This is a genomic window from Shimia sp. R11_0 (assembly GCF_017744035.1).
GTDB lineage: Bacteria > Pseudomonadota > Alphaproteobacteria > Rhodobacterales > Rhodobacteraceae > Shimia > Shimia marina.
In genome coordinates, this window is the sequence record NZ_JAGHQY010000006.1 from 69927 (window position 1) to 91534 (window position 21608).

The window sequence follows — 21608 nt, forward strand, 5'->3', positions numbered from 1 at the left end:
ATACACTTAAGTATCGAAAATGCCTTAATCGCGCACTTCAAGGTCTTATAGTATCTATGGCTGGCATTGGGCCAGCTTATCTATCAATCCAAATGCGCCAAAGTTGCTGAGTATAAAGAGAAACACCACGTGCCCCCACCGCTTAACCTTTTCCACCGTCTAAAAGCCGTACTCCTGTTGAGCTTGGCTGTAGCTGCATTGGCGGCATGCACAGGCAAAGCTCCAAACCCTGCCTCAGGCATCAATGACCCCAACGAGGCAGCAAACCGCCGAATTCATGCCTTCAACAAATCTGTTGATAAAGCACTTTTGTCACCTGCATCGACCGGTTACGGCACCGTTATCCCAAAGAGCGTACGGGGAGGTGTCTCAAACTTTGCAGATCATCTGTCTCTGCCAAACGACATCATTAACAACACACTTCAGGGGAACTTCCATGAAGCATCCTCAACTATCGCCCGCTTCATGATCAACACCTTCTTTGGTGTCGCCGGTATCTTTGATGTTGCAGGCAATACCGGCATGGAACGTTTTGATACTGATTTTGGAGAGACACTCCATGTTTGGGGGGCAGGCGAAGGGGCGTATACTGAAATTCCCTTCTTTGGCCCATCCACCACCCGAGATGCCTATGGGCTGGCCGTCGACATTGTCCTAGACCCGTTTTTCGTCGTGACACGCGAACCCACAAAATACATCGGCGGTGTGGCCTATGTGATCAACGCCATGGGGAATCGCTACGACTTTGATGAAACCATCGATTCCATTTTGTACGACAGCGCCGACAGCTACGCTCAAGCGCGACTTATTTACCTACAGAACCGCCGGTTCGACCTTGGAATGACCGACGGCAACGCCTATGTCGATCCAGAATTTGACCCCTATGAGGATCCTTATGCCGATTTCTAATGTGAACAGACGGAAATTTATCTCTCTGACTGCTGCGACCTCGCTGGCCGCGATCCTGGCGGCTCCTGGACTCGCGCTCAATGATGCACAAGCAAAAAGCCTCATCGACAAAGCCGTTGCGGACATCAACAAGGTGATCTCATCGGGCAAATCTCTAGATGCGATGATCAAAGATTTTGAGCGCATCTTCGTCAAGTATGGCGACGTCGAAATCATCGCACGCTCTGCCCTTGGCCCTGACGCGCGCGCCTTGTCCAAAAGCCAGCTGAAAGCCTACACCAAGGCTTTCCAAGGGTATATTTCTCGCAAATACGGCAAGAGGTTCAACGAGTTTGAGGGAGGTAAAGTTGAAGTGGTTGGCGCACGTCCAGTCAAAAGCTTCTATGAAGTGAACTCGACAGTGACCTTGCGCGGCCAAGCGCCATTTCAAGTAAACTTCTTGGTGTCCGATAAATCAGGAAGGGACAAATTTTTCGACATGATCATCGAAGGCATCAGCCTGCGCCTGTCTGAAAAGGCAGAAATCGGTGCCATGCTTGATCGGCGCAAAGGCGACATCAACTTGCTCATCCAAGATCTAAAATCAGCAGGCTAAGCCAAGAGATCTCAAAGTCCTTGGGGGGCGGCGCATATCGCGCCGCCATTTTTAGATGTCATCGCTCTAATTTCGACCAAAGATATCATTCAGAATACCATTCACAACGTCATCAATCCCCTTACCTCTCTGCCGCTGTGGTCTTGGGGCTGGTTTGCTTTTTGGTGGGGGAACAAAGGCTGGCAATGGCTTGGGATTTAGCCCTTCATGCACACGCACCATGGTTTCGCGCCAGATCTCCGCGGGCAGCCCGCCGCCGGTGACACCTGTCAAAGGCGTGTTATCATCATATCCCATCCAGACACCGGCCACATAGTCACTTGTGAAACCGATGAACCAAGCGTCGCGTGCCGCCTGTGTCGTGCCTGTCTTTCCCGCCACCTGCCATCCGGGCAACTGCGCCCGCGCACCAGTCCCTTCACTGACCACTTTCTCCATCATCCAGATGAGCTCCCGGGCAGCGGCATCAGAAATGACACGTTCACCAATACCACCGCCAGTGCCCATAAGAGGGGCATCATCCCCAAGCAAACGCAACTCGATCAGCCCATAAGGCGTTACGGACGAGCCGCCATTCAGAATACCCGCATAGGCGCCGGTCATTTCCAAAAGGCTGCTCTCTGAGGCTCCAAGCGCCAGGGCAGGCCCTGCCGCCAAATCACTTTCAATTCCAAACATACCGGCAACCGTGCGCACATTTTCACGCCCTGCCTTCTCAGAAACTTTAACGGCGGGCACATTCAGCGAATTCTGTAAGGCAAAGGTGAGAGACACATTGCCGTAGTGTTTGCCAGTGTAATTCTTAGGGCACCAGTTTCCGGACCCCGGCACATTCAAACAGTAGGGCTCATCCAAAACCATATCGTCATAGTGCCCGCCACGCTCCAACGCCGTTGCATAAACAAAAGGTTTGAACGCACTGCCTGTTTGCCGCTTTGCTTGGGTTGCTCGGTTAAATGCGCCCGACACTTTGGTTTGACGCCCCCCAACCATGGCCCGCACAGCACCATCAGCTGACATGACAACGATAGCCGCCTGCGCTTTTGAACCTTCACGCACCTTGTTTTCGAACACCCACCGAAGCCCCTCCTCAGCTGCACTTTGGATGCGAGGGTCGAGGGTTGTTTTGAGGATCACATCTTCTGTGGTGTTGCGCGTAAAAAACTCTGGACCTGACGACATAACCCAATCGGCAAAATACCCGCCGGACTTAGCTTCTGCCGCCTCAGACAACGTGGCCGGGTTATTCTGATAAAAGCGCGTATCTTCATCTGACAAATACCCCTGCTCATTCATCAACCGCAGAACCGTTGCCGCTCGGTCCTGAGACCGTTGCAAATTGGCTGTTGGGGCCATTGAGGAAGGCGCTGTGAGCAGCCCCGCAATCATTGCACCTTCGGCAGGCGACAAATTGGCGGAGGGCTTGGAAAAATATCTTTGCGCGGCAGCTTCTGCGCCATACGCACCGCCTCCCATGTAGGCTCGATTCAAATAGACGGATAGGATCTCATCCTTGCTGTATTTGACCTCCATCGCCATGGCATAGACGGCTTCTTTAACCTTCCGGCCCAGCGACCCACGCCTACAATCTTGCACATAAGCGCTTTCACTTTCCCAATCCTCCGGCACATATTCAACGCCGAGGCAAAGCAGTTTTGCCGTCTGCTGGGTCAGCGTGGAGCCGCCGTGCCCGGACAGCGGACCGCGCCCTTCGCTCAAATTGATGCGTATGGCACTGGCGACACCACGCGGGCTCACCCCAAAGTGCCGGTAAAACCTTTTGTCTTCCGTGGCGATCACTGCATTTTTGAGATGTTTGGAGACCGTTTCAGCTGTGACCACGCCACCGAACTGATCTCCACGCCAGGCAAATACCTGATCACCACGATCCAAAAGCGTGACAGAGCCACGCGCCCGACCGTCCAGCAACTCATCCACGTCTGGCAGTGTTAGATACACATAGCCAACGGCGAGCCCGACCAGCAACCCCACAACGACAGATGTGCGCCAAACAATCGACCAGATGAGGCGCAACACCCAACTGAGTATCGATAGGAAGAAAGCAGAAATAGGATTACGCTTGGCTGCAGCCTTTTTTCTTGGCCGCTGTGCAGAGGCCTTGCGAGGCTTTGGCTTTTTGGAAACGGGCTTTCGCGTTGGCTTGGACGTCGCCCGCCCATAGCGCTTGTCTGCCACAAGCGGCGGCTTTCTCCGACCTGAATCACTCATCTCTGCTCAACTGCCTTGGATTTCTTTTCGGCCATTTTAGCGCGCCTCAGCGCGCTTGTTGAGCCATCGCCCCCTCAGATTTAGTTCTTATTAAGCTGAAATAATACGCATACGCGATTTTTTGCACATATTTTAGACGCGCCACCTTGAAAGATGCCGCTTTCACAGGCTCCAGCCTTCGTTTTCGGCGCTCTGCTGCGTTTTTCTGCAGACGCAAATTAGCGGGCAGACCCCGCACCGCCAAAAGGGGAACAAGGTGAAACTCATTATTGCAACGATCAAACCGTTCAAGCTGGAGGAGGTCCGCGAGGCGCTGACCGATATTGGCGTGCGCGGCATGATGGTCACAGAAATCAAAGGCTTCGGTTCTCAGTCTGGGCACACAGAAATCTATCGCGGCGCAGAGTACGCCGTGAACTTCGTACCCAAAGTTAAGCTGGAACTCGTGGTTGCTGCCAATATGGCAGATCAGGTTGTGGAGACCATCACCAAGACAGCCCAGACCGGAAAAATCGGCGACGGCAAAATCTTTGTGCTGGACGTGCAGCAAGCCATTCGCGTGCGCACTGGCGAAACAGACGCAGACGCCATCTAAGGCGCACAAGGGAAGGAATACACTTATGAAAACCATGACGAAAATTGCCCTAGCTGGTGCGCTGACTGCGTTGCCAACACTGGGCTTTGCCGAGGATGCTGTTCCCGGTGTCGATGCGTCTTCCGACGCGATCTTCATCTTTAACTCGCTGCTTTTCCTGATTGGCGGCTTCCTTGTCTTCTGGATGGCAGCTGGTTTTGCCATGCTGGAAGCCGGCTTGGTGCGTTCCAAGAACGTGACCATGCAGCTCATCAAGAACATCTCTTTGTTCTCACTCGCGGCGATCTTCTACTATCTGATCGGCTACAACTTGATGTACCCGCTGGGCACATGGTCCGTTGACGGCATCCTGTCAGGCGTTTGGGGCCCAGGTGTTCTGGAAGCTGTGGGCGTTGGCCGTGATGGTGCAGATGACTACGGTTATGCTTCTACTGGTTCCGATTTCTTCTTCCAGCTGATGTTCTGTGCGACCACCGCGTCTATTGTCTCCGGCACACTGGCTGAGCGCATCAAACTGTGGCCCTTCCTGATCTTCACGATCGTTCTGACCGCAGTGATTTATCCGCTGCAAGCCTCCTGGAAATGGGGTGGTGGTTTCTTGGATGCAGCTGGCTTCCTAGACTTCGCCGGTTCGACAGTTGTGCACTCCGTAGGTGGCTGGGCCGCTCTGACGGGCGCTATCATCCTTGGCCCACGTATCGGCAAATACAACAAAGACGGAAAAACCGTTCCAATCCCGGGCTCCAACCTGACCCTCGCCACTTTGGGGACATTCATCCTGTGGCTCGGCTGGTTCGGCTTCAACGGCGGCTCTCAGCTGGCGATGGGCACCGTGGGTGACGTGGCCGATGTGTCCCGCATCTTTGCCAACACCAACACCGCAGCCGCTGGTGGCGCCATTGCAGCACTGATCCTGACCCAGATCATGTATAAAAAGCCAGACCTGACAATGGTTCTGAATGGTGCGCTTGCTGGCCTCGTTTCGATCACTGCGGAGCCACTGACCCCAACACTGGGCGCAGCAACTCTCATTGGCGCCGTGGGCGGTGTGATTGTCGTCTTCGCGGTTCCATTCCTGGACAAGCTGAAAATCGACGACGTGGTTGGTGCCATCCCTGTTCACCTGATCGCAGGCATCTGGGGCACAATCGCAGTGGTCTTCACCAACAGCGATGCAAGCTTTGGTACACAGCTTTATGCAATCGCAGTGGTGGGCATCTTCACAGTGGTTGTGTCGGCAGTCGTGTGGTTTGTTCTGAAAGTTACAATGGGCCTGCGTGTCGACGAAGAAACTGAGATCAACGGTCTGGACATGTCCGAATTGGGCATGGAAGCCTATCCAGAGTTCTCCAAGGGCTAATCGGAATACGCATCAAACAAAAGTTAAGCCCGGACCTATTGGTCCGGGCTTTTTTGCATTCGATATTCTCGCGACAAATGCCTGACATGTTGCTAGTCTCGCGTCATGAAAAACTATGTCTTCGCACTCGCCCTGATCTGTTCTGCAGCCAACGCAGACCCGGCAGACATCCTGCGTGTCTCAACAACCCAAAGCGCAGACGGATGGCGCTTTGATGTCACCTTGTCTCATCCTGACACCGGCTGGGACCACTATGCTGATGGATGGCGCGTTGAAACTGAGGATGGGCAAGTGCTCGCCACACGCGTACTGGCACACCCACATGTCCATGAACAGCCCTTCACCAGAAGCCTATCACGCATCTGGATCCCGCCTGAAATCACCCGTGTGTTTGTTAGAAGCAAATGCAGTGTCGACAGCTGGTCAGAAGACACAATCAAAGTCGATTTGAAACAATAAAGGCGCCACTGGCGCCTTCTGCGAGGTCAATGCCTCAAAATTCAATGCACAGTGACGGGCGCATAATTGTTCTGTCTTGCCAAGACAAACGCCAGCTTGCGCTCTTTCACCAAAGCCAAACGCTCGCCATCTACCGCGTGCACAGCAAAGAGTGTTTCTGCACCTTCCGCTTGATCTTGAACTTCTTCTGGCAAATCCGAAACAGCGACCTCGCGCACGTATACGGTGCGCTCATCAATTGGATGTGCATCAAAGTCGGTCTGCATGACGTTATCCTTTCTTGATCTGAATGGTCTGAACAATGGCTTCTGGCTTGGCTTGCGTCAGATCCACATGAAGAAGGCCATTCTCCATTATCGCTTCACCCACTTCGACGCCGTCAGCCAGAACAAAGCTTCTCTGGAATTGGCGAGCGGCGATACCGCGATGCAAAAAGACGCGCTCCCCCAAGTCATCGGCTTGACGCCCACGGATCACAAGCTGTCTATCCTCAACCGTGATACTCAGATCACCGTCACGGAAGCCTGCAACTGCCAGTGTTATCCGATATGAATAATCCGAAGTCTGCTCGATATTAAATGGAGGGTAGCCTTCAGCACCAGTTTTGGCAGTGCGTTCCAGCAGACGCTCCAGCTGCTCAAAGCCGAGAAGATGGGGATATGACCCCAAGGTAAGTTTGGTCATCGACACGTCCTTCAGTAAGCGACAGTCCAGCGGCTGGCCCCTTTCTGGCGACCAGCTCTGATTTCAATATGGTGAAGGTATTGACCCTGCGCAAGGGTTCTGACCGCTCTCATATACGTGGAATTCACCTTGTATCGACGCAGACGCTTTCCACTACGCAACAATGACTGTATTGTAAGTTCTCGCAGCTAACCGAGGATGCAGCGATGAATGCCACCACCGACCTGTCAATGAAAACTGACGACGTTTTGCGGGTTGAGCTAGCCGTTTTCAAACAAGAGCACAGGGACCTAGATCAGGCAATCACTGCGCTTGTACAGAGCGGCACCGGAGATCAGTTGACCATTCAGCGTTTGAAAAAGCAAAAGCTGCGCCTCAAAGACACAATTGCACGCATCGAAGATCGTCTCACCCCCGACATCATCGCTTAGATCTACGCCTCTGAAAACCTTCAGCGCGATCGCTTACCGACTTCGGTGTCGATATCAAAGAGTGTACGTGGAAAACTCATACCCGTTTCCACATCCTTCAAGCGGATAGTCGTTTGCGCACCTGTTGCGTCCTGAATCACCCACTCTTTGAGCATAACGGGGTTTGCCGAGAACTTCATTTGCAACTGGCCAGTATCCGGCTCTTTCGGGTCCTGAGCCGTGACGATTGTATGCTTACCATCAAAGCTGTGCCTCACAACCATATTGGCAGCGCCCAAGTTAACCTTCCTAGCCAAGATCAAAGACAGAGGCGTGCGGCGCAGGGGATATGTTTCAGGTCGCCCAATGGTACGCCCATCAAAAATGGCCACGGCATTATTGCTTGCCAGAACTAGCGCTTTTTGCGGTGGGTCATATTCAAATCGCATCTTGCCCGGGCGCTGAATGAAAAGCGTACCGGTTTGCACCGAGCCATCATCAGACACCTGAACAAACTCAGCCTCCACTGTTTTGAGACTGTTTAAATAGTCGCTCAAAGCCTCAAGGGAGGATTTCTGCGCGGAAGCGGGAAAAGCGACCACAAGGGCGGCTACGGTAGCGAGGAAGATAGATCTAAAACTGGTCATGCACTTGATATAGGTGTGAATGGTTAAATTGCGGCAGCGCGCACAAAAACTTTATGCATTGGCACCTAAACCTATTGCTCAGGTACCAAAATTTCGCGCTTACCAACGTGGTTGGCCGGGCTCACCAGCCCTTCCTCTTCCATTTGCTCAACCAAACGCGCGGCCTTGTTGTACCCAATCGCCAGCTTACGCTGAATGTAGGATGTTGAGCACTTGCGATCCTGAATGACAATCGCAACGGCAGAGTCATAGAGCGCATCCTCACCATTGGTGTTGCCGCCGGTACTCAAGCCCAAAACAGCGTCAATACCCTCAGATTTGCCCTCATCTGGCCCTTCCACGACACCTCCTATGTATTCAGGTGGCCCATAGCTCTTGAGATGGTTCACAATCTCTTCGACCTCTTCGTCGCTGACAAAGGGGCCGTGGCAACGGGTAATTTTTGCACCCCCAGCCATATAGAGCATATCCCCCATCCCCAAAAGTTGTTCCGCCCCCATTTCACCAAGAATGGTGCGGCTGTCGACTTTGGAGGTTACCTGAAATGAGATGCGCGTCGGGAAGTTGGCTTTGATTGTACCTGTGATCACATCCACAGAAGGCCGTTGTGTGGCCATGATAAGGTGGATACCCGAAGCACGTGCCATTTGCGCAAGGCGTTGAATGCAGGCTTCGATTTCTTTACCTGCCACCATCATAAGGTCTGCCATTTCGTCGACGATCACGACGATATAGGGCATTTTCTCAGGCAAAATTTCTTCGGTTTCGAAAACGGGCTCGCCCGTCTCCTCATCAAAACCGGTCTGCACTGTCCGACTGAAAGTCTCCCCTTTAGAAAGCGCATCCGTCACGCGGCTATTATAGCCGTCGATGTTACGTACGCCCATCTTGGACATTTTACGATAGCGATCCTCCATCTCGCCCACGACCCACTTGAGCGCAACAACCGCCTTCTTCGGGTCTGTCACTACGGGCGAAAGCAGATGCGGGATGCCGTCATAGACCGACAGTTCCAACATCTTGGGGTCGATCATGATCAAGCGGCAGTCTTCTGGCGTAAGGCGATACAGCAGCGACAAGATCATGGTGTTGATCGCAACGGATTTGCCCGACCCTGTCGTACCGGCGATCAACAAATGCGGCATCTTTGCCAGATTGGCCACAATGGGATCGCCACCGATATCTTTGCCCAACGCAAGTGGGAGCTTCATGTTGCTGTCGCCAAAATCACGGGCAGCAAGAATTTCACGCAACACCACTTTTTCACGATGCTCATTGGGCAATTCGATACCAATCACGCTCCGCCCCGGCACCGTCGAAACGCGAGCAGACAAAGCAGACATGGAGCGGGCGATGTCATCGGCCAAACCAATCACACGGCTGGCTTTGAGACCCGGTGCTGGCTCGAGTTCATACATGGTCACCACGGGGCCCGGACGAACGCTGACAATCTCTCCCTTGACGCCATAATCATCCAGAACAGTCTCTAGCATTCTGGCGTTTTCTTCCAACGCTTCATCACTGAGGTGATGGCGGCTGATATCAAGTGGATTTTCCAAGAGACCAAGAGGTGGCAGCTCATACTCCGTGCCGCTCTCCTCAAACGCCAATGAAGGCTGTGCTTCAGCCTTTGCTCGCGCGGAGGGTGCCACAGCTTTGTGCACCCGTGGTTGGACAACTTTTTTGGGCGCAGCAACTGGAATTGGTGCTGAAACGTAGGCATCACTTGGAATTGCTTGCATAGGAACGGATTCGTTCACAGGTGCATGCTGATCCACCACCGGCGTCCCCACCTCAATTTCCTGAGGTTGCCCAAAGGTTTCGACCTCTGGCAGCTCACTAACCATCATTGGATCAGCCGACAACGGCGGCTCCTGACGAGCGCCAACCACCACTGGCATAGCACTGGCTGGAGCATGGGTAGCTTCTTGCGGTCCGGTCATGTCGAGCAGAAGAGGATCAGGGCCTCGCCCCCGCCCCTTCGTCAAAGGTTTGTCCGGGTGGAGCTCTGGTGGCGAAACCGCTTCGCCCCTACGCGCTCGTGTGCGCATCACATCTGCAATTTTAGCGCTAATACGGTCCGCTTCCGGGGCATCATTCCACTCGCTCGTAAAGAGATTATCGACCAGTTCCGGCTCGGGAAGTGTCTCAGGTTCCGGCTCCGCGCGCTTGATAAGCGCAGGCATTCTCAAACGCGGCTTGGGTTTCTCAATCGTCTCGGGCGCTGGGTAGCTGTCTTCTTCGTCAAAAACATTCTCATCCCAATGCTCTTCAGTAACATAGGCGTAGGCCGCCTCATCATGGGACACCGCGCGCCGTTCAACACGACGCTCTTGCGCAGCCTTTGCCGCCTGCACCGCTCCCGTCGCCCCTTTTCCCAAAAGCCTCATCAAGAAATCATAGCTGAGCACCAACCCAACAACGAATGTACGCGCCAAACGCGAGAGCTCCAATTTCGTGAAGCCCAGCACAAAAGCTGAGATCCCAATAAATGCGATGCCAGCAAACAGTGACATGACCTTTACCCCGGATTGAGCACCGATCGGCAAAATGGTCAGCAAAGCCCCTGTCACAGTGTCACCGAAAAGCCCACCCATACCAAAAGCATGGCTCCAATCGGTACTCGGCGTCAGAGTTGAGGCATAGATTGCCCCCATAGCCAGCATTATCGGCGCGAAAATCACCCGACTTTGCGCCCGCTCTTCTCCAATGTGGAACGCAAAACGCCCCCCCCAGATGCCCAGCAACAGCGCCACACCAAGACTGCCCCACCCAATGATGATGAACAGCGGCGCAGCAATAGAAGCACCAAACCGACCCAAAACGTTTTGCACTGGCGCATCCGTTACGGAAATCCAGCTCGGGTCATTCGGTGAGTAGGACAAAATCATGGCCGCAGACATGACAGCCAAAACAATCAGCACTATGCCGATGAGTTCCTTGCCACGCTTTTCTACAGCCGCCTGTGTGCTGCTGTCCAACAATGGTCCACGTCCTCGTGCTTGATACGCCATGTTTACCTCAACCCGATTGTCCGTAGATACAGTCGCGCAGCTTCACCAACGCGCCTGCGACCTCATCCGCAGGAGCCACCAACGCGACCCGGATGTATCCTTTGCCAGGGTTACTGCCATCTGCATCACGGCTGAGATACGCGCCCGGCAAAACCCGCACTCCCGTTTCCGTCCAAAGCTTTACTGCGGCCTCTTCACCATCTGGGACAGGCAACCAAAGAAAGAACCCTGCATCCGGGCTTTTATACCCCGGCACATCTGCGAAAATTTCATCCGCCACGTCGAATTTCTCACTATAGAGGCGTCGGTTCTCAATCACGTGCTCTTCGTCTTGCCACACTTTGATCGCAGCCCTCTGCAAAGGCAGTGGCAAAGGCGCACCTGAATAGGCGCGCAGCTGTTTTATGCGACGCAGGTTCTCCGGACCACTGGCAACGAAACCAGACCGAAGCCCCGCGAGATTGCTGCGCTTACTCAAGGAATGGAAAATCAAAACCCGTTCAGGGTCCACTCCCATTTCCTTTGCAACCTGCAAAGCTCCGACTGGCGGATCCTTCCGATAGATTTCGGAATAACACTCGTCGGCAAAAATCTTGAAATCATACGTCTCAGCCAACTGGATCAGACGCTGCCAATAGTCGCGATCAGCGATCGCACCCTGTGGATTGGCCGGAGAGCAAACATAGGCAATAGCAACACGTGCCAGATCTTGCTCAGACAGCGCCTCAAAGTCCGGAAGATGGCCCGATTCCGCCGTCGCCGGGACAAAGCGGGCTTCTGCGCCAACCGATGCAGCGGCAACCGCATAGACTTGGTAAAATGGGTTTGGCGTGAGGATCAGAGGCTGCTCGCCATTTTTTTCCTCAGGGCAAAGCGCCATAGCGGCGTTGTAAAGCCCCTCGCGTGTGCCATTCAAGGCCATAACCTGCGTCGCGGCATCCACCTCGACGCCGTAGCGCGTAGATATCCACCCTGCGATTGCCTCTTGCAATTCAGGCGCACCATCATTGGGAGGATAGCTTTTAAAGCCGTCCGCATGCGCGACGATCTCGTCGGTCACCCAACTTGGAAATGCATGCTTTGGCTCACCAATGGTCATATGCACCACTGGGCCACCCGGCTCCAAATGATCCAAAAGGGTGCGAAGACGCGGAAATGCGTACGCCGGTAGGTTCGAGAACCGCTCGGGAAAATTCATATTCAACTGCCTCAGGTTCGGGATCATTGCGCCCCGTTTGAAACCAAACTAGCCAAAGGCACGAAGGGCGTCCACTAAAATGCCGCGCTTCTATGGGCTTGTGTCCTTCGCGCCACCCTGCCAATGCCCACCAGCATCAGGCAGGATGGACACTTTGACATCCGCACGCTATCCACTGCCACTATGGCCAAAAAACAAAAAAATGCAGACCCAAATTACAAAGTGATCGCCGAAAATCGGCGCGCGCGCTTTGACTATGCCATCGAGGAAGAAATCGAGGTTGGCATTGTTCTGCACGGCTCAGAGGTCAAATCTCTGCGCGAAAAATCGGCCAATATTGCTGAGAGCTATGCTGCGGTTGAAGAGGGAGAGCTCTGGCTCGTCAACTCCTATATCGCACCATACGAGCGTGCCATGTTCAAGCATTTGGAACGCCGCAAACGTAAACTGCTGGTCAGTAAAAAGCAGCTATCAGACTTCTGGTCCGCAACACAGCGCAAAGGCATGACCCTTGTTCCTATGGTGATGTATTTCAACCATAAAGGCTTGGTGAAAATGAAAATTGGCGTCGCTAAAGGTAAAAAGCTACACGACAAGCGGGCCAGTGATGCCAAGAGAGACTGGGGGCGCCAGAAACAACGCCTGCTGCGTCACGGCGAATAAGTCTGCTCCCACAACGCAAGCCACTGCGCGTCAATCGCAGCCAATTTGCTTGACTCGATACGATCAACAATCTCCCAATAACGTCCACTCGGGGCATCATAACCCAAAGCGTTTTCTGCCCTGCGCAAAGCGTACACCTCCTCCACCGGACAAGGAGCGCGCGGCGCGGCAGCTTCGATTGTATCAATTGTTGCTCTGGGGAACACAAGGCGGCTCTCTTCGACCGAGAGGTTGACAACACGACAGTCACTTTGGGCGGCAATCAGCCCTAACCGTGCCGCTTTACCTTCCAAGCTTTGCAACGAGACATCCGCCCGCAAAGGGTCTGCTACGCCATTTCCATAAAAATGGGTTTGCCCGGATTTCGGGTAGACCATATCACAGCCAATAAAAGCCATGACCTTGGGCTTTAGCGCGCCAAGAGCCCAATATCCTGCCGTAAAGGCCATTGTCCCTCCAGCAAAAAGCACCCCTCCAAACGCGTTGTTTTGAGGTACGTATTCAGTATGTTGCACACGCTTCTGCGTGGGTTGCAAATCATTGGGCTGGCGATCTTCGGGAAAGTCCTCCGGGTGAATGAGATGTGTCCAATCCTTCCGTATGCGCCATGCGTTGTTGATTGAGACGACCGCGTCAAAAACGCTCCGTGGCCAGTCTTTTGCGCTCACAGCATTTGGGCCGCTGCCCAATATTAAAACCACATCTGCCACATTACCCCCTTCAACACGATTGTGCTTACCTGCCTCAATACGCCAACAGTGTCCTTTCAGATCTTTCAGGATAGACGCTTTATACAACCCACAGCGCTTGCCTCTTTTAAGTACGGGATGTAGGCAGTATTTCGAGCTTTCTAAGTGAGGGTTACATGGCTGACGATCCGAAGACACTGGTTTCCACTGATTGGCTGGCAGCTCATCTTAAAGATCCGGATCTACGCATTCTGGATGCTTCCATGTCCCCTGCGGGCACGGAAAACACCGCTGGTCTCGAATACCAAGAACGCCACATACCCGGTGCGCGTTACTTTGACATCGATGATGTGTCAGACGGTCGAAGCGATCTTCCTCACATGGTGCCCCCTGTCGAGAAATTTATGTCGCGCCTGCGCGCAATGGGTGTCGGTGACGGCCATCAAGTCGTGATATACGACAGCGCTGGATTGTTCTCGGCGGCGCGTGTGTGGTGGCTCTTCAAATTGATGGGCCAGAACAATGTCGCCGTTTTGGATGGTGGGTTGCCCAAATGGATACAGGATGGCCATCCAACCGACGACCTTTCGCCGATCATTCGTGACCGGCATATGACCGTGCGCCGGCAAAATCAGATGGTGCGTGATGTGACGCAGGTTTCGCATGCGGCAAAGCTTGGAGATCATGAAATCATCGACGCCCGCGCCGCCGCCCGTTTTCGTGGCGAAGCAGATGAACCGCGCGCCGGGCTACGCGCAGGACATATTCCAGGGTCCAAGAACGTGCCCTATACCAGCGCGCTGAATAAAGACGGCACCATGAAATCACCCGACGCCTTGCGCCAAGTTTTTGAGGCCGCCGGCGTGGATCTCTCCAAGCCAGCCATCACCTCCTGCGGATCCGGTGTGACCGCAGCAGTGCTGTGCCTCGCCATGGAACGGTTCGGCAAGACCGACCACTCCCTTTATGATGGATCATGGGCAGAATGGGGGGCCTTTCCCACATTGCCCGTAGCAACCGGAGAAGCTTGATGCTCACCAATCTCAAAGAGCAGCCTAAAGACAAAATCCTCGGCCTCATGGCCATGTATCGCGAGGATCCCCGCCAGACCAAAGTGGACCTTGGCGTGGGCGTATACAAGAATGCGGAAGGCGTTACCCCCGTGATGCGGGCTGTGAAAGCTGCGGAACGCAAGATTGTCGAAGAGCAAATCAGCAAGGCCTATACAGGGCTGGCCGGTGATCCGGTTTATTCTGAAGCCATGATCGACATGCTTTTGGCTCAAAGCGTGGACAAGGCACGCCTCGCAGCTGTGGCAACTCCGGGCGGCACTGGGGCCATTCGGCAAGCATTTGAGCTGATCAAAACAGCCAATCCCAAAGCCCGTGTGTTTGTCTCTGATCCAACCTGGCCCAACCACGTCAGCATCCTGAACCACCTCGGAATTGAAATGGTGAAATACCGCTATTTTGATGCAGAAACCCGTGGCGTGAACTTTGACGGCATGATGGAAGATCTTGCCGAAGTGACCAGCGACGACGTGGTGTTGCTGCACGGCTGCTGTCACAACCCCACCGGTGCCAACCTGAACTTGACCCAGTGGCAGAGCGTGATTGACCTGATCAACGATAAAGCCTGCCTGCCTATGATCGACATCGCCTACCAAGGCTTTGGTGACGGTCTTGAAGAAGATGCCGCGGCAACCCGCCTCGTCGCATCCTCCGTTCCTGAACTCCTGATCGCGGCGTCTTGCTCCAAGAACTTTGGCATCTACCGGGAGCGCACAGGGCTGCTGATTGCGATGAGCGAAAAAGCGGAAAACACCGCCATCGCGCAGGGCAACCTGAACCACCTGAACCGTCAGAACTTTTCTTTCCCGCCTGATCATGGCGCACGTGTTGTCGCCACGATCCTGACAGATGACACGCTGAAAGCGGATTGGATGGCAGAACTGGAAGAAACCCGTTTGGGCATGCTCGCCCTGCGTGAGCAGCTCGCAAGCGAACTTCAACGGCTTTCTGGATCAGATCGGTTTGGATTCCTTGCACAGCACCGCGGCATGTTCAGCCAGCTCGGCACCACGCCAGACATGGTTGAAAAACTGCGCGTGGACAATGCGATCTACATGGTAGGTGACAGCCGCATGAACATTGCAGGCCTCAACAAAAACTCGGTTCCAGTACTGGCACAAGCCATCGTTGACGCTGGTATCTGATCAACAACCAAAGCCGCGCCTTACCTCGGTACAGGCGCGGTTTCTCTTTTAGGATCCCCGATGTCTTTGGACTATAAAACGCTCGCAACCACCGTCGCCTCCCTGACAAAAGGTGAGACGGATACGGTCTCACTTATGGCAACACTCGCCTGCGAGGTTCACCATGCTGACGCGCGCTTCGATTGGACAGGTTTCTACCGGGTGGTCGGCCCGGAGCTTTTGAAAATCGGCCCGTACCAGGGAGGGCATGGATGCCTTGTGATCCCATTTGCGCGCGGTGTATGCGGTGCAGCTGCCCGCACTGGTGAAACACAACTCGTCGCCGATGTGGATGCTTTCCCCGGCCACATCGCCTGTGCCAGCAGCACACGTTCAGAGCTCGTCCTGCCTGTCTGGAACGGCAAAGGGGAGCTGCTTGGCGTTTTTGACATCGATAGCGACCAACCCAATGCCTTCACCCAAGAGGACGCTGATCAACTGGGCGCTATTCTGGCCGTGACCTTCAAAGACGCGGCCTGACCTTCAGAAAGGGGCTTTGGCCCGAAAAGCCATGCCTTTACCGCTTTCCGGATGGCTGATGCGCAATTCCTCTGAATGCAGCATCAGCCGAGGGAATGCTAAGGCTGCGCCTTCTGCATATAACGGATCCCCCAAAATCACGTGACCCAGCGCCAGCATATGCACGCGCAATTGGTGACTTCGGCCCGTTTTGGGAAAGAGCCGGACCCGTGTTTCATTCTCCCCAACCTTCAAAGCGCGCCAATCCGTAACCGCCGGTTTGCCATTTTCATGATCTACCATCTGGCGTGGGCGATTGGGCCAATCTACCATCAAGGGAAGATCCACAGTCCCTGTTTTCTCAGATACTTTCCCCCAAACCCGCGCGACATAGGTCTTTTTGGTTTTCCGCTTTTCAAACTGCATGGAAAGGTTGCGCTGCGCATGGGGGGTCAATGCAAACACCATCACCCCTGAAGTATCCCGATCCAGACGGTGCACAAGAAGTGCCGTAGGAAAAGCAGCCTGCACCCGATACAGCAAGCAGTCTGCAAGATGGGCGCCACGTCCGGGAACAGAGAGAAGCCCCGAAGGCTTATCCACCACGACAATATCACTGTCCTCATGCAGAATTACGAGAGGATCATTGGGCGGGTCATAGGGCGTGATTTCTGTCATGCCTCGCACATAAGCCCTCTGTGCCTGCCGAGCAACCCAACGTCAGCCTTGAGTCAGGCGCTCAAATGCGCAGGCTACACACCAATTTTGAGGGAGGACACACCACATGCACGCAACCATTGAGAGAATGCAGGAAGTCGTTGCCAAGGGCAATGAAGACGATATCAAATCCCTTCTGGCAGAAGACGTTACCTTTCAGCCGCCGACGTATTGGGCCACATGGACCGGGCGTGAACCCGTGGCAGCCGTGCTGGGGCATGTTGGTCAAATCTTCACGGATTTTCGCTACCGCCGCATCATGGGTGACGGCAAGGACTGGGCTCTGGAATTTCAATGCAAGATCGGAGATCTCGATTGCGTCGGCGTTGATTTGATCACCTTGAACGACGCGGATGAAATTCAGCATTTCGAAGTGGTCATGCGCCCCTATAAAACCGTGGGAGCGCTGCGCGATGCCATTATGCAGCGCGTGATGACCGATGCACGCTTCCTCAAATTCAAAGACGCCATGAGCTGACACGCCTATGCCCTACGGAATTGATCAGCTCTTACGTATCCCGCTTGCACCATTGCTCTTGGTGCAAGCTCTTGGAGTGCGCAAAAGGGCCAATCAACTCCCGGAACCTCCAGGAAACCGCTCCGGGACTTGTGGTACAGGGCCAAAGCTCAACCTTCTGATTATCGGTGACAGCTCTGCAGCTGGCGTCGGAGCGGGCACACAATCACAGGCGCTATCAGGCCAGTTGACTGCAAGACTTTCTGAACACTTTCAAGTGCACTGGCGTCTGATTGCGGAAACTGGGGCAACCACCAAAACCATCCTACAAAAGCTGGAACACATCGACACACAGCCTGCAGACATCGTCGTGTCTGCGCTTGGTGTGAATGATGTCACGCGTGGGTTCAGCCGCGTGAGATGGATGCACAATCAAAACCGCCTAGCACAGGCGCTTGTAAGCCGCTTCAATGCCCATCTGATTGTTGCCTCCGGCCTTCCGCCTATGGGCATGTACCCGAAGTTACCACAGCCCCTGCGCTGGATCCTGGGACAACAGGCCAACCGCCTGGATCAGGGGCTTGCCGTACTTTGCGCCGACCACCCTATTTTGACGCATATGCCGCTCGATGTCCCGTTTGAGCCCCGCTATCAGGCCTCCGATGGCTATCACCCATCAGAAGAAGCTTACGCTCTTTGGGCAACTCTGCTTACAGAGCACATACGCAAACATCTATAAAATACGCTTATTTCCGCGCATTTCGAACGTCTTGGATCATGGGAATTGAATAGACAATCAAGGCCGACCAAATCATCGGGAAGGCGATCATACGCGCCTTGCCGAAAGGTTCATCAAACACCAACACCGCCATAAGGAAAATCAAAGTTGGCGCAATGTATTGCATGATACCGATTGTCGACAGACGCATAAGCTTGGCGCCATTGGCATAAAACAGCAAAGGCACGGCTGTCACGATCCCACATCCCAACAGAAGCAGGGTATCACTCACCTCACCTCCAAAGTGAGATCCTCCGTTGGCGGTTTGCCAGATCAGAAAGCCGGTGGCGGGGATGGTCAGGATCAGCACTTCAAGGAGAAACCCCTGATTGGGCCCAACCGGCAGGGATTTCTTGAAGAACGCATAAAACCCCCAAGAGATCGTAAGCGTCAACGCGGGCCATGGTAGTGCCCCAGTATCAAACCAGAGAACCCCAACCGCAGCGGCAGCGAGACCGACAGCAACCCATTGTAGCTTTGACAGCTTTTCGCCCAACAAAACAGCGGCCAAGGCAATGCTAAACAGCGGATTGATATAGTACCCCAAAGCCGCATCAAGTGCACGGTCTGCGGCAATCGACCAGACATAGACACCCCAGTTTATAGTGATCAGCGCCGCCGTAAGACATCCCATCAACAGTGTACGCGGGCTGCGCAATGCGGCAAACAGGTCGCCCGTGCGACCGAGGTACATCAAAACCACTCCCGCAACCGGCACAGACCAGATCACGCGATGCGCAACCACCTCAAGTGCTGGCATATGAGACACAGCTTTCATGTAAAGCGGCAAAAACCCCCACAGGAGATAGGCGGTCATTGCGAAGGCAAGCCCCTTTGGCGTGTCTACATTTTCTGCTGTGCGTGCCGCATCTGCCATCTGTCTCTCCTCCACCACGACGCTTCTTGTTAGCGGTGGGACCCATGGAAGGAAACACAGTAAATCGTGCGGTCAGCCATCAAAATTTGTGATGGCTGACCGCATTGAATGGATCACACTTTAACGCGTTCCGACTTAGGGTCGTACAGGGGACGCAAAGATGCTTCTGCGAGAACGCGTGTTCCCATCACATCAATCTCATAGGTTGAGTTTAGCACATCCGCCGCGCTCTCATTGGCACAGGGTACATAGCCCATGCCGATGGCAGCCCCCAGAGTGTGCCCATAGTTTCCTGAACACAGATACCCGACATACTCACCGTCTCGCAGGATCGGTTCATTGTGAAACAAAAGCGGCTCTGGATCTGTCAGCTTGAATTGCAGCAACCGACTTTGCGGGCCTGTTTCTTTCCGCTTCAAAACCGCTTCTTTGCCGATGAAGTCGTCCTTCTGGGTTTTCACAGCAAAGCCAAGCCCTGCATCCACAACGTGATCTTCGCTGGTAATGTCATGCCCGAAGTGGCGGAAGCCTTTTTCAATCCGGCAACTGTCCATCATATGCATGCCACAAAGCTTCAGCCCCATGTCCTGACCTGCATCCCAGAGAGTTTCAAAGGCATGCCCTGCCATGTCCGAGGACACATAGATTTCCCAGCCAAGCTCCCCCACATAGGTCACACGATGTGCCCGCGCGAGGCCCATGCCCAACTCAATCTCCTGCGCCGTACCAAACGGGTTGACCGCATTGGAGAAATCCGCCGGAGACACTTTTTCAAGAAGCTTGCGCGCGTTTGGCCCCATGATGGCCAGAACACCCTCACCCGCGGTGACATCGGTGATCACCACATTGAAATCACCTTTATGGCGCTGCATCCACGTCTGATCCGCAAGCCGCGTCGCAGCAGGGGTAACCACGAGATATGCGGTTTCTGTCAGCCGCGTCACGGTCACATCAGCCTCAATCCCACCATTGCGGTTAAGGAATTGCGTGTAGACGATCTTGCCATTTGGCACCGAATAATCGCCGCCGCCCACATAGTTCATAAAGGCTTCGGCATCCGGCCCTTCCACACGGATTTTGCCGAAAGACGACATGTCATACATGCCAACATTTTCGCGCACGGCCCGGTGCTCGGCGGCGGAATTCTCAAACCAGTTCTGACGTTTCCAAGTGTACTGGTACTCGCGCTCTTGGCCTTCATTGGCAAACCAGTTGGCCCGCTCCCAGCCTGCAAGTTCCCCAAAGACTGCGCCTTGTTCTTTCAGGTGATGATGGAACGGTGTGCGACGAACGCCGCGCGCGGTTGCCTTCTGACGATAAGGGAAGTGATCCGCATAAAGCAGGCCCAGCGTTTCCTTGGAGCGCTCAAACAGATAGGTTTTGTTACCCTGAAAAGGTTGCATGCGGCTGATGTCCACATCGCCCAGATCAAACGGTCTTTCCCCATCCGTCATCCATTGCGCCAGCGCCATACCGGCCCCGCCCGCGGACTGAATACCAATCGAGTTGAAGCCTGCCGCCACCCAGACATTGTCCATCTCTGGGGCCAATCCCAGATGGTAGGCGTCGTCCGGAGTGAAACTTTCCGGCCCGTTGAAGAAGGTATGAATGCCCGCCTCCGCGAGCATAGGCACGCGGTTGCACGCCGCCTCCAAAATCGGCTCAAAGTGATCAAAATCCTCAGGCAGCTGATCAAACTCAAAGCTGTCCGGAATGCCGTTCATCGCCCATGGCTTGGCGTTGGGCTCAAAGGCGCCCAGCAGGATTTTTCCTGCGTCTTCCTTATAGTAGGCGCATTCGTCCGGCACGCGCAGCACCGGCATCTGTGTCAGGCCCTGAATGCCCTCTGTTACGATGTAGAAGTGCTCGCAGGCATGCAGCGGCACATTCACGCCCGCCATGCGCCCCACTTCATGGCCCCACATCCCCGCACAGTTGACGATCATATCACAGGCAATGTGACCTTGTGAGTTGCCATCATCAGAGACCCAATCCACCCCCGTCACCTTGCGGCCGGATTTGGCGATATTGGTGACTTTGATCCGCTCTTTAACGATCGCACCGCCCTGTCGCGCGCCTTTGGCCAAGGCCAGCGCGATATTGGCCGGATCGCCCTGACCATCCAGCGGCAACCAGACGCCCGCTTTCACGTCTTCGATGTTGAGGTGCTCATAGCGCGCTTTTACCTCGGAAGGCGAAATCTCTTCGACCTCAACCCCAAAGGCCCGTGCCATGGCCGCCTGACGATAGATCTCTTCTTTGCGCTCTTCGGTCAAAGCCACCGTGATTGAGCCGCACCGCTTAAAGCCTGTGGCCACACCGGTTTCCGCTTCAAGATTGCCATAAAGCTCTTGGGAATATTTGGCGAGCTTAGTCATGTTTGCGGTTGCGCGTAGCTGTGCAATCAGGCCAGCGGCGTGCCATGTGGTGCCTGATGTGAGCTGTTTGCGCTCCAGCAGAACAACGTCTTTCCAGCCAAGTTTGGTCAGGTGATAAGCAACAGAGCATCCCACCACGCCGCCGCCAATGATCACCACGCGTGCTTTGTTTGGAAGATCAGCCATCATGATGTCCTTTCAGGTGTTGCGCAGACACAGCCTGCGACCGTCAGGAG

At 54.3% G+C, this 21608-nt stretch carries 22 protein-coding genes; 12 read left to right on the forward strand and 10 right to left on the reverse strand.

Annotated elements, in window-relative coordinates; translation table 11 throughout:
- Positions 1-66 precede the first annotated feature (66 nt).
- On the forward strand, positions 67-909 hold the full coding sequence (locus J7382_RS13670) for a VacJ family lipoprotein (protein ID WP_247745012.1): 843 nt from the start codon (positions 67-69) through the stop codon (positions 907-909).
- On the forward strand, positions 896-1504 hold the full coding sequence (locus J7382_RS13675; protein WP_209069731.1) for an ABC transporter substrate-binding protein: 609 nt from the start codon (positions 896-898) through the stop codon (positions 1502-1504). The genes J7382_RS13670 and J7382_RS13675 overlap by 14 nt, the downstream gene beginning before the upstream one ends.
- A 66-nt stretch (positions 1505-1570) precedes the next feature.
- On the opposite strand, the gene J7382_RS13680 is transcribed toward J7382_RS13675, so the two are convergent.
- Positions 1571-3733, reverse strand: coding sequence for a transglycosylase domain-containing protein (locus tag J7382_RS13680; protein ID WP_209069603.1), 2163 nt, complete (start codon positions 3731-3733; stop codon positions 1571-1573).
- A gap of 256 nt (positions 3734-3989) precedes the next feature.
- Between J7382_RS13680 and J7382_RS13685 the strand changes: the two genes are divergently transcribed.
- The 3 genes from J7382_RS13685 (at position 3990) to J7382_RS13695 (ending at position 6147) form a co-directional block, all read left to right on the forward strand.
- Positions 3990-4328 (forward strand): P-II family nitrogen regulator, encoded by a 339-nt coding sequence (locus J7382_RS13685; RefSeq protein WP_058238401.1) that lies wholly within the window; start codon positions 3990-3992, stop codon positions 4326-4328.
- A gap of 25 nt (positions 4329-4353) precedes the next feature.
- The gene (locus J7382_RS13690) at positions 4354-5688 is read left to right on the forward strand and encodes an ammonium transporter (protein WP_209069604.1); all 1335 of its coding nucleotides are present in this window, start codon (positions 4354-4356) and stop codon (positions 5686-5688) included.
- 105 nt (positions 5689-5793) lie between these two features.
- Complete coding sequence (locus tag J7382_RS13695) at positions 5794-6147, forward strand: hypothetical protein (protein ID WP_209069605.1); 354 nt, start codon at positions 5794-5796, stop codon at positions 6145-6147.
- Positions 6148-6188: 41 nt separating this feature from the next.
- Here the strand turns inward: J7382_RS13695 and J7382_RS13700 are convergent, their stop codons facing one another.
- Together J7382_RS13700 and J7382_RS13705 are read right to left on the reverse strand one after the other, a co-directional pair.
- Positions 6189-6413: a DUF1150 family protein gene (locus J7382_RS13700; RefSeq protein WP_209069606.1), complete on the reverse strand. Its 225-nt coding sequence runs from the start codon at positions 6411-6413 to the stop codon at positions 6189-6191.
- 4 nt (positions 6414-6417) lie between these two features.
- Positions 6418-6831, reverse strand: a complete 414-nt coding sequence (locus J7382_RS13705; RefSeq protein ID WP_058238405.1) for an Hsp20 family protein — start codon at positions 6829-6831, stop codon at positions 6418-6420.
- Positions 6832-7037: 206 nt separating this feature from the next.
- Here J7382_RS13705 and J7382_RS13710 point away from each other — a divergent pair, with 206 nt between their 5' ends.
- Positions 7038-7262 carry a DUF465 domain-containing protein gene (locus J7382_RS13710; RefSeq protein WP_209069607.1) on the forward strand — a complete coding sequence of 75 codons (225 nt, stop codon included), beginning with the start codon at positions 7038-7040 and terminating at the stop codon, positions 7260-7262.
- A 20-nt stretch (positions 7263-7282) separates the two neighbouring features.
- On the opposite strand, the gene J7382_RS13715 is transcribed toward J7382_RS13710, so the two are convergent.
- The 3 genes from J7382_RS13715 to J7382_RS13725 form a co-directional block, all read right to left on the reverse strand.
- Positions 7283-7888, reverse strand: coding sequence for an outer membrane lipoprotein carrier protein LolA (locus J7382_RS13715; protein WP_209069608.1), 606 nt, complete (start codon positions 7886-7888; stop codon positions 7283-7285).
- 71 nt (positions 7889-7959) lie between these two features.
- Positions 7960-10902, reverse strand: coding sequence for a DNA translocase FtsK (locus tag J7382_RS13720; protein ID WP_209069609.1), 2943 nt, complete (start codon positions 10900-10902; stop codon positions 7960-7962).
- Between the two features lie 7 nt (positions 10903-10909).
- Positions 10910-12100: an aminotransferase class I/II-fold pyridoxal phosphate-dependent enzyme gene (locus J7382_RS13725; RefSeq protein WP_209069610.1), complete on the reverse strand. Its 1191-nt coding sequence runs from the start codon at positions 12098-12100 to the stop codon at positions 10910-10912.
- A gap of 183 nt (positions 12101-12283) precedes the next feature.
- Here J7382_RS13725 and smpB point away from each other — a divergent pair, with 183 nt between their 5' ends.
- Positions 12284-12763, forward strand: a complete 480-nt coding sequence (gene smpB, locus J7382_RS13730) for an SsrA-binding protein SmpB (protein WP_209069611.1) — start codon at positions 12284-12286, stop codon at positions 12761-12763.
- Here the strand turns inward: smpB and J7382_RS13735 are convergent.
- Entirely contained in the window at positions 12751-13650 is a 900-nt protein-coding gene (locus tag J7382_RS13735; RefSeq protein ID WP_348540030.1) for a hypothetical protein, read from the reverse strand. The two genes, smpB and J7382_RS13735, sit on opposite strands and share 13 nt — an antisense overlap.
- Here J7382_RS13735 and sseA point away from each other — a divergent pair.
- Genes sseA through J7382_RS13750 form a run of 3 tightly spaced genes read left to right on the forward strand, consistent with a single transcriptional unit; the run spans position 13629 to position 16186 of the window.
- Positions 13629-14483, forward strand: coding sequence for a 3-mercaptopyruvate sulfurtransferase (gene sseA, locus J7382_RS13740; RefSeq protein WP_209069612.1), 855 nt, complete (start codon positions 13629-13631; stop codon positions 14481-14483). The two genes, J7382_RS13735 and sseA, sit on opposite strands and share 22 nt — an antisense overlap.
- The gene (locus J7382_RS13745) at positions 14483-15667 is read left to right on the forward strand and encodes an amino acid aminotransferase (RefSeq protein ID WP_209069613.1); all 1185 of its coding nucleotides are present in this window, start codon (positions 14483-14485) and stop codon (positions 15665-15667) included. Before sseA ends, J7382_RS13745 begins: the two co-directional genes overlap by 1 nt.
- Before the next feature lie 60 nt (positions 15668-15727).
- Positions 15728-16186 carry a GAF domain-containing protein gene (locus J7382_RS13750; RefSeq protein ID WP_209069614.1) on the forward strand — a complete coding sequence of 153 codons (459 nt, stop codon included), beginning with the start codon at positions 15728-15730 and terminating at the stop codon, positions 16184-16186.
- Between the two features lie 3 nt (positions 16187-16189).
- Here J7382_RS13750 and J7382_RS13755 read toward each other — a convergent pair whose 3' ends face one another.
- Complete coding sequence (locus J7382_RS13755; protein ID WP_209069615.1) at positions 16190-16843, reverse strand: RluA family pseudouridine synthase; 654 nt, start codon at positions 16841-16843, stop codon at positions 16190-16192.
- A 106-nt stretch (positions 16844-16949) separates the two neighbouring features.
- On the opposite strand from J7382_RS13755, the gene J7382_RS13760 reads away from it, so the two are divergent.
- Positions 16950-17360 (forward strand): nuclear transport factor 2 family protein, encoded by a 411-nt coding sequence (locus tag J7382_RS13760; RefSeq protein ID WP_209069616.1) that lies wholly within the window; start codon positions 16950-16952, stop codon positions 17358-17360.
- A 7-nt stretch (positions 17361-17367) separates the two neighbouring features.
- On the forward strand, positions 17368-18078 hold the full coding sequence (locus J7382_RS13765) for an SGNH/GDSL hydrolase family protein (RefSeq protein ID WP_209069617.1): 711 nt from the start codon (positions 17368-17370) through the stop codon (positions 18076-18078).
- A 7-nt stretch (positions 18079-18085) separates the two neighbouring features.
- On the opposite strand, the gene rarD is transcribed toward J7382_RS13765, so the two are convergent.
- Both rarD and J7382_RS13775 read right to left on the reverse strand, forming a co-directional pair.
- Complete coding sequence (rarD, locus tag J7382_RS13770) at positions 18086-18994, reverse strand: EamA family transporter RarD (protein ID WP_209069618.1); 909 nt, start codon at positions 18992-18994, stop codon at positions 18086-18088.
- Positions 18995-19107: 113 nt separating this feature from the next.
- On the reverse strand, positions 19108-21558 hold the full coding sequence (locus J7382_RS13775; protein ID WP_209069619.1) for an FAD-dependent oxidoreductase: 2451 nt from the start codon (positions 21556-21558) through the stop codon (positions 19108-19110).
- Positions 21559-21608 lie beyond the last annotated feature (50 nt).

Coding starts and splice junctions, on each gene's coding strand:
- rarD (WP_209069618.1), bottom strand. CDS start 18,994: ATGGCAGATGCGGCACGCACAGCAGAAAATGTAGACACGCCAAAGGGG.
- J7382_RS13775 (WP_209069619.1), bottom strand. CDS start 21,558: ATGGCTGATCTTCCAAACAAAGCACGCGTGGTGATCATTGGCGGCGGC.
- J7382_RS13760 (WP_209069616.1), top strand. CDS start 16,950: ATGCACGCAACCATTGAGAGAATGCAGGAAGTCGTTGCCAAGGGCAAT.
- smpB (WP_209069611.1), top strand. CDS start 12,284: ATGGCCAAAAAACAAAAAAATGCAGACCCAAATTACAAAGTGATCGCC.
- J7382_RS13720 (WP_209069609.1), bottom strand. CDS start 10,902: ATGGCGTATCAAGCACGAGGACGTGGACCATTGTTGGACAGCAGCACA.
- J7382_RS13710 (WP_209069607.1), top strand. CDS start 7,038: ATGAATGCCACCACCGACCTGTCAATGAAAACTGACGACGTTTTGCGG.
- sseA (WP_209069612.1), top strand. CDS start 13,629: ATGGCTGACGATCCGAAGACACTGGTTTCCACTGATTGGCTGGCAGCT.
- J7382_RS13755 (WP_209069615.1), bottom strand. CDS start 16,843: ATGACAGAAATCACGCCCTATGACCCGCCCAATGATCCTCTCGTAATT.
- J7382_RS13765 (WP_209069617.1), top strand. CDS start 17,368: ATGCCCTACGGAATTGATCAGCTCTTACGTATCCCGCTTGCACCATTG.
- J7382_RS13690 (WP_209069604.1), top strand. CDS start 4,354: ATGAAAACCATGACGAAAATTGCCCTAGCTGGTGCGCTGACTGCGTTG.
- J7382_RS13750 (WP_209069614.1), top strand. CDS start 15,728: ATGTCTTTGGACTATAAAACGCTCGCAACCACCGTCGCCTCCCTGACA.
- J7382_RS13700 (WP_209069606.1), bottom strand. CDS start 6,413: ATGCAGACCGACTTTGATGCACATCCAATTGATGAGCGCACCGTATAC.
- J7382_RS13675 (WP_209069731.1), top strand. CDS start 896: ATGCCGATTTCTAATGTGAACAGACGGAAATTTATCTCTCTGACTGCT.
- J7382_RS13745 (WP_209069613.1), top strand. CDS start 14,483: ATGCTCACCAATCTCAAAGAGCAGCCTAAAGACAAAATCCTCGGCCTC.
- J7382_RS13705 (WP_058238405.1), bottom strand. CDS start 6,831: ATGACCAAACTTACCTTGGGGTCATATCCCCATCTTCTCGGCTTTGAG.
- J7382_RS13695 (WP_209069605.1), top strand. CDS start 5,794: ATGAAAAACTATGTCTTCGCACTCGCCCTGATCTGTTCTGCAGCCAAC.
- J7382_RS13680 (WP_209069603.1), bottom strand. CDS start 3,733: ATGAGTGATTCAGGTCGGAGAAAGCCGCCGCTTGTGGCAGACAAGCGC.
- J7382_RS13715 (WP_209069608.1), bottom strand. CDS start 7,888: ATGACCAGTTTTAGATCTATCTTCCTCGCTACCGTAGCCGCCCTTGTG.
- J7382_RS13725 (WP_209069610.1), bottom strand. CDS start 12,100: ATGAATTTTCCCGAGCGGTTCTCGAACCTACCGGCGTACGCATTTCCG.